Origin of the sequence: Rhodococcus coprophilus NBRC 100603, assembly GCF_001895045.1 — a bacterium.
Classification (GTDB): domain Bacteria; phylum Actinomycetota; class Actinomycetes; order Mycobacteriales; family Mycobacteriaceae; genus Rhodococcus; species Rhodococcus coprophilus.
The window spans coordinates 252382-264520 of record NZ_BDAM01000008.1; the positions used below are offsets into that span (position 1 = coordinate 252382).

Sequence of the window (12139 nt, forward strand, 5' to 3'; positions counted from 1 at the left end):
TCCGTCACGGGACATGCTGAACGCACGCCGAACAGTGCCGACCGCGGGACTTACGGTACCCGACCAGGTTCTACGGACGACTCAGAACGTCTGCGTTGACGTTCTCGAGGACCGTCGGGGTCGGGGAATCGGTGTCGACGACGCCGTCGAGAGCGTCCTCGAGGACCGCATGCCCGTGGGGTAGCGGGATCGGGTAGTGGCCGTCGAAACACGCCGCGCACAAACGCGTTGCGGGCTGTTCGGTGGCACCGATCATCCCGTCGATCGAGATGTAGCCGAGCGAGTCGGCTCCGATCGACCGCCGCACCATCTCGACCATCAGGTCGTAATCGTGCTCGTCGTCGTTGTCACGATCGCGGGTACCGCCACCGTTCGCGATGAGTTCGGCCGGCGACGCGAAATCGATCCCGTAGAAGCACGGCCACTTCACCGGCGGCGACGCGATCCGGACGTGGATCTCGAGGGCACCGGCTTCGCGGAGCATGCGGATGAGGGCGCGCTGGGTGTTGCCCCGCACGATCGAGTCGTCGACGACGACGAGGCGCTTGCCGCGGATGACCTCACGCAGCGGGTTGAGCTTGAGCCGGATCCCGAGCTGGCGGATCGTCTGGCTCGGCTGGATGAAGGTGCGGCCCACGTAGGCGTTCTTCATCAGGCCCTGGCCGTACGGCAGGCCCGAGCCCTGCGCGTACCCGACCGCGGCAGGCGTGCCCGACTCGGGTACCGGGATGACGAGGTCACCGTCGACCGGGTGCTCCTTGGCCAGCCGGCGACCGATCTCGACGCGCGTCGCGTGGACCGACCGACCGGCGATGGTGGAGTCCGGGCGGGCGAGGTACACGTATTCGAACACGCATCCCTTGGGCTCGGGCGCGGCGAACCGCGACGAGCGCACGCCGTTCGCATCGATCGCGAGAAGCTCACCGGGTTCGATGTCGCGGACGAACGATGCGCCGACGATGTCGAGGGCCGCTGTCTCGCTCGCAACCACCCAGCCGCGATCGAGGCGACCCAGGCACAGAGGCCGGATGCCCCACGGATCACGCGCCGCGTAGAGGGTGTGTTCATCCATGAAGGTCAGGCAGAACGCGCCCTGGAGGGTCGGCAGCAACTGCATGGCCGCTTCTTCGACGGTGCTGTCCCGTGCGCCGTGCGCCAGCAGCGCCCCGACGGTATCGGAGTCCGAGTTCGCCGCGCCCGGACGCTTCGGGTCGAGTACGCCGAGCCGGCGGCCGCGCTCGGCCAGAACCGCCGTGTTCACGAGGTTGCCGTTGTGACCCAGAGCGACACCGGATCCGGACGCGGTGGTCCGGAAGATGGGCTGCGCGTTCTCCCACGTCGTCGAACCCGTGGTCGAGTACCGGCAGTGCCCGATGGCGATGTGGCCGGGCATCGCGGCGAGGGTCTGCTCGTCGAAGACCTGGCTCACGAGACCCAGGTCCTTGAACACGAGTACCTGCGAACCGTCCGCGACGGCGATGCCGGCGGCCTCCTGACCGCGGTGCTGCAGGGCATAGAGGCCGTAATAAGTGAGTTTGGCCACGTCCTCACCCGGAGCCCAGACTCCGAAGACACCGCACTCCTCGCGCGGCTCGTTCTCGGGTTCGTCGGCGGCGAGAAGATTACGTGTGTGAACCGACAGATCGGCACTGGTCACGGAGGTGCTCCCTGAGGCTGGACAAGGGCGGGGCGGTTTCATTCTACGGGCCACGGGACGGGACTCCGACCGTCGTCCCCGCTTCGACGTCCGGACCGCACGATTCGGACATCACAAACGCAGCAACGGCAGCCAGTGCGCGATCTCCCCGGCTCGGCTTCCCGATGCGTCGATCGCCCCGGCCGCGACCGCCTCGTCGAAGGTGAGCCGGCCCACCGCGAGACGCAGCCACGTGAGCGCGTCGGTTTCCACCACGTTGGGAGGTGTCCCCCGGGTGTGCCGGGGCCCCTCGACGCATTGCACCGCGACGAACGGCGGCACCCGCACCTCGACGCTCGAGCCCGGTGCGATCTGTTCGAGGGTGCGGGCGCTGAGCCGTACCGCGGCCGCGAGGTCGGCGCGGGTGGGCGTCGCGTCGTCGAGACCCGACAACCACGGCTCGACGCGGCCGAGGGCGGTTCTCAGCTCGGCGGGATCGACGGTTCTACGCGGTGCCATGTCCCCGGAGCCTAATCACGACGCTCGTGGGTGCCTTTCGCTGCCCGGCCGGTCGCCACCCGGACCGCGACGGCGCCGCCCACATTGACGGCGAGATGAGCCAGGGCAGGTGCGAGCACGCTGCCGCTGCGGCCACGCAGCCACGCGAACACCAGACCCGACAGGCCGGTCACGACGACGGTGCCGGCGACGCTGTCACCCTCGATCATCGCCGGGCGGACGTGCCACAGGCCGAAGACCAGCGCTTGCGGGACAGGACCGATGAGAGCTGTCAGCATGCTGCGGAACAGCAACTCTTCCGCGAGGACCGTGCCGACAGGGATGTGCACGCCGATCCACTCGTAGAAGTCGGCGCGATTCCCCCGCACCTCGTCGACGAAGTGCGTGCGCAATCCGGGCACCGTCACGGCGACGACATACCCGGCCGCCACTGCCGTGGCGGCACCGATGCCCCAGCGCAGTCCGTCCCGGACGCGGGCGGGATCGAATCCGAGCGCAGCCGCGTCCACTCCGGATGCCCGGGTGAGGAGCACCGCCCCCGTTCCCGCCGCCGCGGAGAGCATCCCGCGACCGCGAGGTCCCGTCCGGACAGCGGGCAGCGCGGCCCCGAGCGCGAGAGTCGCGGCGGACGCGACCACGCCCCGCCACGTTCCCGTCGTCACTTCTCGGGTCCTTGTTCGGATCGCAACTCTTCCAGTGCGACACGTGCCCGCTCGGTATCGGCATCGGTCCACCCGGCCGGCCGCGCGACAGCCAGCCAGCCGTCGAGCACCGCCGTGCCGTAGTTGTGTCCGTGCCCGTCCGGAACTCCGGCCGCATTCGTCAGATCTGCGGACACCTGCCAGAACGTGACGAACGGAAACCAGCGCATCTGCGGGAGACGGTCGGGTCCCGGCGGCTCCTCGAGCCAGTCGGGCCGGGCGAACAGCAGGTCGGGCGACCACCACACCACCGGGTCCGACGTGTGCTGGATATAGAGCACGCGAGGTGCGAGCCACGACGAGTCTGGTTCCGGAACGGAATCACCGCCACCGGCGAAGCGCACGACGAGGCCGTCCGCGTATACGGGCAGCACCTCGGGCGTGCCGGGATCTCGCCGGTCGACGATCTGCCGCCACAGGCGATTCGAGTTGGGCGGCCCCACCCACAGCACCCCGTCGACGGTCGAGCGGATCTCCCCGATGCTCTCGAACGCCCCCTCGCCGGACTGGGTGCCCAGGCTCTCCCCGTAGATGTACAGTTTCGGGCGGTCGTTCTCGGGCAATTGCGACCAGCGCTCGTGCACCCGGTCGATGAGCAGTTCGCCTGCTGCCGCGGCCTTTTCGCGGTCGGCCAGGAACGAGATCCAGCTCGGCAGGTACGAGTACTGCCATGCCACCATCGCGAGGTCACCGTTGTGGACGAGTTCCATCGCCTGCGCAGCGGTCGGATTCACCCACCCCGTTCCGGTGGTGGGAATCAGCGCGAGCACCGATCGGTCGAACGCGCCGGTCCGTTCCAGCTCGTCCACGACGAGATCTGCTCGCGCTTCGGGTGTTTCGGCGGAGTCGAGCCCGACGTACACGCGGATCGGATCCAGTGCGGGGGTGCCGCTGATGGCGCTCAGCCTGTCGGAATCGAGTCCTCGAGAGACGAAATCCCGGCCTTGGTAACCGAGCGACTCCCACGAGGCCTGCGAGTCGGGACTGCCCGACTTCGTCGGATCGGTCGGCTGAACGGTCCCCTCGCGGGTGGTGTCGTCTTTCAGGCTGAACGCCTGGTTGGTGAAGAAATACGCGCCGCGCAGCAGTACACCGTCGATGAGCATGAAGGTGGCGAGCACGACGACCAGCACACCGAGTGTGCGGGCCAGACCCAGCGGTACGCGGGCCCGCCGGATCAGCTGCCCTGCGACCCAGCGTCCGACGTCGTGCCCGAAGCGCCAGAGGCCGACCAAACCGGCGAAGACGCCGAGACTGAGCCCGAGGGTGCGGAGGTATCCGCTGGTGGTGGTGCCTTCCGCTCCCATCAGTGCCGCCAGCTGACGCTGGTCGTCCACCGCGAGGACGAGGGCGACGAGAGCAGCGATGATTGCCGCGACCGGCACCGCCACCTTCAAACCCCGGGTGACGGGCAACGGCGGCGGCCACCATCGTCTGCCGGCGAGCAGGAAGCGGTGGACCGCCCAGCCCACCGCGCACCCGACGCCGTAACCGATCGCGGCGTTGATGCCGCCGACGATGCCCTGGAACAACCAGTCCCGGGGCAGCAACGACGGCGTCAACGACCAGCAGAAGAACAACGACGCGAAGGCGATACCGGTGAAATCCAGACTCAGCCGTCCCCACACCCGTACGGGAAGGGGATAGCGCTCACCGAAGTCGGTGACCGCAGCGATGATTCGGCCCCTCCGGGCCGCGATCGCCGCCAGCCGATCGACCTGGCTCGCCGGCATACCTACCCGAACAGAGCCGGGAGGGTGCCTTCCCACACCTCACGAAGTTCGTCCATCGGGATCGAGAACTGACCCTGGATCTCGATGGAGTCGGACCCTTCGTCGACGACACCGATACGCACCCACGGCATGTTGCGCGCGGTGCACATCCCGGTGAACCGGGACTCTTCGGTGCGCGGCACGGCGACGAGCACGCGGCCGGCGGACTCGGAGAACAACGTGACGAACGGATCGGCGCCCTCGGGCAGGAGAATCCGGCAGCCCGTCTCACCTGCGAGAGCCGCTTCGACGACGGCCTGCGCGAGACCACCCTCGGACAGATCGTGGGCAGCCGAGATCAGTCCGTCGCGCGAACCGGCGAGGAGGATCTCCGAGAGCAGGCGCTCCCGCTCGAGGTCGACCTTCGGGGGCACGCCACCGAGATGATCGTGCTCGACCTGAGCCCAGATCGAACCGTCGAACTCGTCGCGGGTCTCCCCCAGCAGGATCAGGGTCTCCCCCGGTTCGAGTCCGAGGCCGGTGGGAATGCGGCGGTGCACGTCGTCGATCACGCCCAGTACGGCGACGACCGGCGTCGGCAGGATCGGGGTCGAGCCGGTCTGGTTGTAGAAGCTGACGTTGCCGCCGGTGACCGGAATCCCGAGCTGCGCGCAACCGTCGGCGAGACCACGCACGGCCTGCTGGAACTGCCACATGACACCCGGGTCCTCCGGCGAACCGAAGTTCAGGCAGTTCGACACGGCCTTGGGGGTCGCACCGGTGGTGGCGACGTTGCGGTAGGCCTCGGCCAGCGCGAGCTGCGCGCCCGTGTACGGATCGAGCTGGGTGTACCGGCCCGACGCGTCGGTGGCCAGCGCGATACCGCGACCGGTCTCCTCGTCGATGCGGACGACGCCGGCGTCGGCGTTCTCCGCGAGCACGGTGTTGCCGCGGACGTAGCGGTCGTACTGCTCGGTGATCCACTTGCGGCTGCACAACGCCGGCGACGCGAGCATCTTCCGCAGCGTGGCCTCGAGTTCGGCGGCCGTCTCGGGGCGCTTCAGACCGGCGGTGGTGTTCGCGACCAGCGCGTCCTGGCTTTCGGGCCGCTGGACGGGACGCTCGTAGACCGGGCCTTCGTGGGCGACGGTGCGCGGCGGCACGTCCACCACGGTTTCCCCGTGCCAGTTGATGACGAGGCGGTCCCCGTCGGTGACCTCACCGATGACGGTCGCGAGCACGTCCCACTTCTTGCAGACCGCCATGAACGCGTCGACGTTCTCGGGGGTGACCACCGCGCACATGCGTTCCTGCGACTCGGACGAGAGCACCTCGGCGGGCGTCATTCCGGTGGCGCGCATGGGGACGCGTTCGAGATCGATGTGCATCCCGCCGTCACCCGCGGCAGCGAGTTCGGATGTCGCACAAGACAATCCGGCGCCGCCAAGGTCCTGGATCCCGACGACCAGCTTCTCGCGGTACAGATCGAGGCAGCACTCGATGAGCACCTTCTCGGTGAACGGGTCACCGACCTGCACGCTCGGCAGCTTCTTCGGCCGGCCACCCGCGCTGTCGTCGAAGGTCTCGGATGCGAGCACCGATACGCCGCCGATTCCGTCGAGACCGGTGCGTGCGCCGAACAGGATGATCTTGTTGCCGGTTCCGGACGCGAACGCCAGGTGCAGATCCTCGACGCGCATCGCGCCCGCACACAGAGCGTTGACGAGCGGGTTGCCCTGGTAGGAGGGGTCGAAGACCGTCTCGCCACCGACGTTGGGCAGGCCCAGCGAGTTGCCGTAACCACCGACGCCACGCACGACACCGTCGACGACGCGCCGGGTGTCGGAATGAGCCGGGTCGCCGAACCGCAACTGGTCCATGACCGCGATCGGCCGTGCTCCCATCGCCATGATGTCGCGGACGATGCCGCCGACACCGGTGGCCGCACCTTGGTACGGCTCGACGTAGGACGGATGGTTGTGGGATTCGACCTTGAAGGTGACGGCCCAGCCGTCTCCGATGTCGACGACGCCTGCGTTCTCACCGATGCCGGCGAGCATCGAGGCTCGCATCTCGTCGGTGGTGGTCTCGCCGAAGTACTTCAGATGCACCTTGGACGACTTGTACGAGCAGTGCTCGGACCACATGATCGAGTACATCGCGAGTTCGGCATCCGTGGGGCGACGCCCCAGAATCTCCTTGATGCGCGCGTACTCGTCTTCCTTGAGTCCCAGCTCCCGGAAGGGCTGGTCGACATCAGGGGATTCGGCGGCGTGGGTGACGGTATCCACGTGCGGTGACACTGGGCGTCGGGTCCCTTCACTCTGGGATCGAAAACAGCAGGCCGGGCGGGCACTGCCAGGGGCCAGTCTATCGGGGCGAAGGCTCGACAGGGTCCACCGGTGCGGGCACGAGGTCCGTCAGCGCGAGGGTGACGTCGGAACCCACCGCTTTCAGGGTGGTCGTACCGATGCGATCACCGTCGTAGCGGTACCAGCCGTCCTCGAGCGCGAACACCGCCATCATCGGCGGTCCGTCGAGATCGACGATCCAGTACTGCGGCACTCCCGCCTCGGCGTACTCGGAGAATTTGGTGACCCGGTCGGTGCGCGCGGTGCCCGGCACCGTGATTTCGACGACAAGCCGCACCTCCCCGACGGGAGCGCGATCCGGGTCGGCGTCGACGAGCGACCGGTCGACGACGATGACGTCCGGCACCCGCACGGTCAGCGGGTTGTCGGAGACCAGCACCTCGACGCCTCCGAGCACGCACAGGTCGTCGGGTAGCTGGTCGTCGAGCTGCATCGCCAGCATCATCTCGGCGTGATCGTGCCGGGATCCCGGTGGCGGAGACGCGATGAGCACGCCTTCGCACACTTCGATGTGGTGCTGCTCGTGGTCCGGCAGCGCAACCCAGTCGTCGAGGGTCAGCAGGTGATCGGGGTACGTCGGGCTGCTCACGCCAGCACTCCCGTTCGTTCGGGCCGGACAGGTCCACCCCAGTCTGTCACCGGCGGACGCGGGTGGTGTCGGGAACAGCTCAGGCTGTGGGCGTCAGGAACGCCGCGAGCGCATCGGCGTAGCTCCTCACGTCGGCCGCACCCATGAGTTCGCGCGCCGAGTGCATCGCGAGCTGGGGTGCGCCGACATCGACGGTGGTCAGCCCCGTGCGCGACGCGGTGATGGGCCCGATGGTCGAGCCGCACGGCAGGTCCGCGCGATGCACGTAGCGCTGCAGCGGGACGCCCGCTTGCTCGCAGGCGAGCGCGAACGCGGCGGCGCCGGCCGCGTCGGTCGCGTAACGCAGGTTCTGGTTGACCTTGAGCACCGGTCCCCCGCCGACCGCGATCCGGTGGGCGGGTTCGTGACGGTCCGGATAGTTGGGATGGGTCGCGTGGGCCATGTCCCCCGAGGCGACCACCGATCCGGCCAGAGCTCGCAGGTATTCCTCGCGTCCGTCACCGCGGACCAGTGCAATGCGCTCGAGCACGGTGTTGAGCAGGTCGGAGAAGGCTCCCCGGTCGGACATGCTCCCGACCTCTTCGTGGTCGAACAGGGCGAGCAGCGGCACCGGTCCCGACTGCGCGGCCACGTGATCGGCTGCGTGGAGCATCGCCTGCAGCCCGGCGTAGCACGTGGCCTGGTTGTCCAGGCGCGGTGCGCTGACCAGATCACGGTCTGCGCCGACGAGCGAACTCGGGGCCAGATCGTGTGTCATCAGCTCCCATCCGAGCACGTCGCCTGGCTCGACCCCCGCGTGCTCGGCGACGTATGCCATGAACGAGCGCGGCTCGGTGCCGATGCCCCACACCCCGCTGAGGTGCCGCTGCGGATCGAGGTGAACGCCCTTGCGGTCCTCCGACAAGTGGATCGCGAGTTGCGGCACGCGCAGGACGGGGTCGTCGATGCGGGCCAGCACGTCGGTGGTCCCGGACCCCGATCGCACGGTCAACCGTCCGGACACACCGAGGTCACGATCGAGCCAGGAGTTGAGCCATGCTCCGCCGTACGGCTCGAGGCCGACGAGCCGCCACCCTGCCGAGATCAGGTCGGGATGCTGCTTCACCCGCAGGTTGGGGCTGTCGGTGTGACCGCCGACGATGCGGAAGGGCCGTGCCGGGTCGCCGTCGTCGCCTTCGGTGCTCCACGCGACGAGCGACCCTCCGCGGATGAGGAAGTAGCGTCCCGGCTCGGCGGGCCAGGGCTGCGATTCCTCGAGTTGGACGAAGCCGGCCTCGCCGAGTGCGGCGGCTGCCGTCGCACACACGTGGAACGGAGACGGCGACAGGTCGACGAAATTACACAGGCCGGGGGCATCCGCTCGCGTCATCGAAGGCATGCCTGCATCCTCGCACCTCCGGGGACCGGCGACGCGAGAGACCGTTCGGCGCGGGGTGCGCGTGACCTTTTCGGCGCTTTCCCGCGACAAAACCGGGCGAGCCGGGCACACTGATGGTCGGCACTACCACCGATGAGGACGGCGGTGCCGGCTCGGGACTCGATCGGGGGGTTGAGCTCCGGGTTACACGGACGAGGGATCTCGTCGCCGATCGGGACGGCGATGGGATCCCTCGTTCCGTGTTCCAGCTCCGCGTGTTCCAGCTCCGTGTTTTCCAGCTCCGTGCGGGTCAGTCCACGCGGGTCAGGCAGTACAGCCACTGCTCGGCGAGCACCGAGATGAGCCGCTCGAAATTCTCGTCGTGCCCCTGCACCAGGGCGAAATGGAAGTTGCGGTCGGTCGACATCAACATCGACGTCACATGCAACCGCGCCCTCAGACGCGCGTCGTCGCTCGACTGCCGCCCCAGCAGGTTGTCCATACCCGACGCGACACGGCGCAACATGGCGAACCATTCGTCGGACACGAGAGGCTCGTGGGAGAGCGCCTGCTCCATGCTGGCGAACTCGGCCCGGTGCGCCCGCCAGAACAGCGCGTGCTCGTTCAACCAGGCCGTGACTTCGCCGAGCGACGGGTCCTCGAACGCGTCGAGCCGCCGGTAGGCGTCCCGGATCGGCTGTTCGAGCGCCGACATGTGCCACTGCACGATCTCCGCCTTGGACCGGAAGTGCAGGTAGAACGTCGCGCGGGACACGCCTGCGGCCTTGGCGATCGCCTCTGCCGTGGTGGAGGTGTATCCCGATTCGACGAACAGTGCCCGCGCCGATTCGATTAGTGCCTCACGCGTCGCGCGTTTCTGCTCGACCCGCGTCATCTTCGGCACAACCGCCGTTCTCGGTGCCACTCGCCCTCCCGCATCTCGTCGCACGAAACCCTACCGGTCCCGCCGCCGGAATCCGTTCGAGTTTTCGCACGGTCAGGCATCGAGCACGAGCTTCGAGCACCCCTTCTCCGCGCGCGAGACACACATCATCATCGTCTCGTTCCGCTCCTGCTCACCGGGGGTGAGGATCGAGTCCCGATGGTCGGCGCGTCCCGCAAGAATCCGGACCTCGCAGGTGCCGCACGTCCCTTCCTTGCACGACGACAACGCCTCGATACCGATCTCCTCCGCCACGTCCAGCACCGATTTCCCGGCGGGCACCGTGGCGGTGATCCCGGATCGGGAGAAGTCGACGTCGAACGCCACGTCCGGTTCGGTGCGCACAATCTTCTTCGCGGCGAAGCGTTCCGTAACCAGCGACCCGACCGGCCAGTGCGCGCTCGCGGCTTCGATCGCCTGGAGGAGCGGCTCGGGACCGCAACAGTAGATCAGCGTGTCCTCGGTGGGCTCGGCGAGCAACGCACGCAGATCCAGCAGACCGGTTTCGTCCTGTGGGCACACGGTGATCTTGTCGCCGAACCGCTCGAGTTCGGAGAGAAAGGCCATCGACGCGCGGGTGCGGCCGCCGTAGAGCAGCTCCCAGCGGGCACCGTCGGCCTCGGCCTGCGCGATCATCGGCAGGATCGGGGTGATGCCGATTCCTCCGGCTACGAAGACGTACCGCGCGGCGGGGCGGAGACGGAAGTTGTTGCGGGGGAAGCCCACCGTGACGGTCGCGCCGTCCCGCAGCCGGTCGTGTACGTACTGAGATCCACCGCGCGAATCCGGTTCGCGGAGCACACCGATCCGCCAGCGGGTGCTGTCCTGCGGAGACGACGACAGCGAGTACTGTCGCAGCAGAGCGTCGTCACCGTCGCCGAGCCGAACTTCGATGTGCGCGCCCGGCTTCCACGTGGGCAGTGCGCCGCCGTCGGGGTGGCCGAGGGTCAGCGACACCACCCCGTCGGATTCGTCGCAGCGCTCGAGCACCGTGAGTTCCATGTGCCGGGCGGTCTTGGTTTTCGCCCGCTCGATGTCGGCGACATCCCAGGTCACCGGCAGGGTCCGGCGCACCGGAAGCAGCGCGATCGGCAGGAAGTCGAGGGGAACCTCCGCCGCGGGACGCAACGACGGGAGCCGTTCGAAGAGCACCTTCAGTGCCGTCGCACCCTGGACCCGCGCGAGTGCCTGGCCGAGGCAGGTGTGCCGGCCCTGGGTGAACGCGAGGTGGTTCTCGGGTTCGGGGCGGTGGATGTCGAACTCGAACGGGTGCGGGCACCGCGCCGGGTCGGTGTTGGCGCTGGCCAGCGCCAGCCACACCATGTCGCCCTTCCGGATGTGCGCGCCGCCCAGTTCGATGTCCTGCTGCGCCTGACGCGCGGCGAACGGTGACGACGGCCTGCGTCGCACGGTCTCCTCGAACACTCGCTGCCAGAGTCCGGGATCCTCGATCGCCTCGGCGAGGGTCTCCGGGTTCCGCGCGAGGAACAACACCGCGTTGGAGACCGCCTGGGTGGTCGAATCGACGCCGGCCATTGCGAATTCGGTGAGATGCACGGCGATCTGGGCAGCCGACAGCATCCGGTTGCCGTCCTTGTCGTTCACGATCGCCATATCGGAAATCAGATCGGCGCCGGGGTTCTCACGACGCTCGTCGATGATGCGACGCAGTACGAGGGTCGCATCGATGTAGCGCTGCCAGACCTGGGTTCGCAGCGGCTCGGCCATCGGTTCGGCAGCCGACGCGAGGATCATCGCGAAGTCGTCCCGGAGTTGGCGCATCATCGCGTCGTGCTCGTACCCGAGACCCATGTGCGCCATGATCGTCTGCGTGGTGAGTTCGAGCGCGTAGTCCGTCACGAGGTTGCCGGAGCCGCGTGCCTCGAAGCCGTCGACGACGCGGTGTGCGCGCGCCTCGATCTCCGGCTGCAGTGCCTCCATGCGTTCTTTGGTGAACCCGCGCTGCGCGACGAACCGGTGGTCGGTGTGGCTCGGCGGATCGGATCCCACCAGCATCTGTGTGATCAGGTCCGGGGGCACGATCGCCCGGAACTGTTCGGGGACGTCGATGGTGCCGCTGTTGCCGCCGGAGGTGAACCGCTGCCAGTCGGCGAGCACCGTCTCGACGTCTTCGCGGCGGTTGACGATCCACGCGTTGAGGTACGGGTAGAAGAACACGGGCGTCTCGTCCCGGAACTTCGCGAAATGTGCTGCGGGGTCGGTGAAGTAGTCGTCGCTCAGTGCGTCGAAACCGTGCGCGACAGGGCACCGGGAAGCGGAGGGAGCTTCGGGCGTAAGGGTCATGTCAGG

The 12139-nt window shown here is 68.2% G+C and carries 9 protein-coding genes; all 9 read right to left on the reverse strand.

Annotated features, from left to right (window positions below; genetic code table 11):
• Positions 1–70: 70 nt before the first annotated feature.
• Positions 71–1657: an amidophosphoribosyltransferase gene (gene purF, locus RDCOP1_RS15180; protein WP_072701950.1), complete on the reverse strand. Its 1587-nt coding sequence runs from the start codon at positions 1655–1657 to the stop codon at positions 71–73.
• Positions 1658–1768: 111 nt separating this feature from the next.
• On the reverse strand, positions 1769–2155 hold the full coding sequence (locus tag RDCOP1_RS15185; RefSeq protein ID WP_072701952.1) for a sterol carrier family protein: 387 nt from the start codon (positions 2153–2155) through the stop codon (positions 1769–1771).
• Between the two features lie 11 nt (positions 2156–2166).
• A complete protein-coding gene (locus RDCOP1_RS15190; RefSeq protein ID WP_072701954.1) occupies positions 2167–2817 on the reverse strand; it encodes a CPBP family intramembrane glutamic endopeptidase in 651 nt (216 codons plus the stop codon).
• A complete protein-coding gene (locus RDCOP1_RS15195; RefSeq protein ID WP_072701956.1) occupies positions 2814–4589 on the reverse strand; it encodes an alpha/beta hydrolase in 1776 nt (591 codons plus the stop codon). The genes RDCOP1_RS15190 and RDCOP1_RS15195 overlap by 4 nt, the downstream gene beginning before the upstream one ends.
• Positions 4590–4591: 2 nt before the next feature.
• Positions 4592–6871 (reverse strand): phosphoribosylformylglycinamidine synthase subunit PurL, encoded by a 2280-nt coding sequence (gene purL / locus RDCOP1_RS15200; protein WP_072701958.1) that lies wholly within the window; start codon positions 6869–6871, stop codon positions 4592–4594.
• A gap of 67 nt (positions 6872–6938) precedes the next feature.
• On the reverse strand, positions 6939–7529 hold the full coding sequence (locus tag RDCOP1_RS15205; RefSeq protein WP_072701960.1) for a Uma2 family endonuclease: 591 nt from the start codon (positions 7527–7529) through the stop codon (positions 6939–6941).
• Between the two features lie 79 nt (positions 7530–7608).
• Positions 7609–8907 carry a M18 family aminopeptidase gene (locus RDCOP1_RS15210; protein ID WP_072701962.1) on the reverse strand — a complete coding sequence of 433 codons (1299 nt, stop codon included), beginning with the start codon at positions 8905–8907 and terminating at the stop codon, positions 7609–7611.
• 289 nt (positions 8908–9196) lie between these two features.
• Positions 9197–9811, reverse strand: coding sequence for a TetR/AcrR family transcriptional regulator (locus tag RDCOP1_RS15215; RefSeq protein WP_072701964.1), 615 nt, complete (start codon positions 9809–9811; stop codon positions 9197–9199).
• Positions 9812–9883: 72 nt separating this feature from the next.
• Complete coding sequence (locus RDCOP1_RS15220) at positions 9884–12133, reverse strand: cytochrome P450 (RefSeq protein WP_072701965.1); 2250 nt, start codon at positions 12131–12133, stop codon at positions 9884–9886.
• Positions 12134–12139: the final 6 nt, after the last annotated feature.

Bases quoted from the DNA above. Each gene is read 5' to 3' on its own strand.
- RDCOP1_RS15210 (WP_072701962.1), bottom strand. From the start codon at position 8,907: ATGCCTTCGATGACGCGAGCGGATGCCCCCGGCCTGTGTAATTTCGTC.
- RDCOP1_RS15185 (WP_072701952.1), bottom strand. From the start codon at position 2,155: ATGGCACCGCGTAGAACCGTCGATCCCGCCGAGCTGAGAACCGCCCTC.
- RDCOP1_RS15220 (WP_072701965.1), bottom strand. From the start codon at position 12,133: ATGACCCTTACGCCCGAAGCTCCCTCCGCTTCCCGGTGCCCTGTCGCG.
- RDCOP1_RS15195 (WP_072701956.1), bottom strand. From the start codon at position 4,589: ATGCCGGCGAGCCAGGTCGATCGGCTGGCGGCGATCGCGGCCCGGAGG.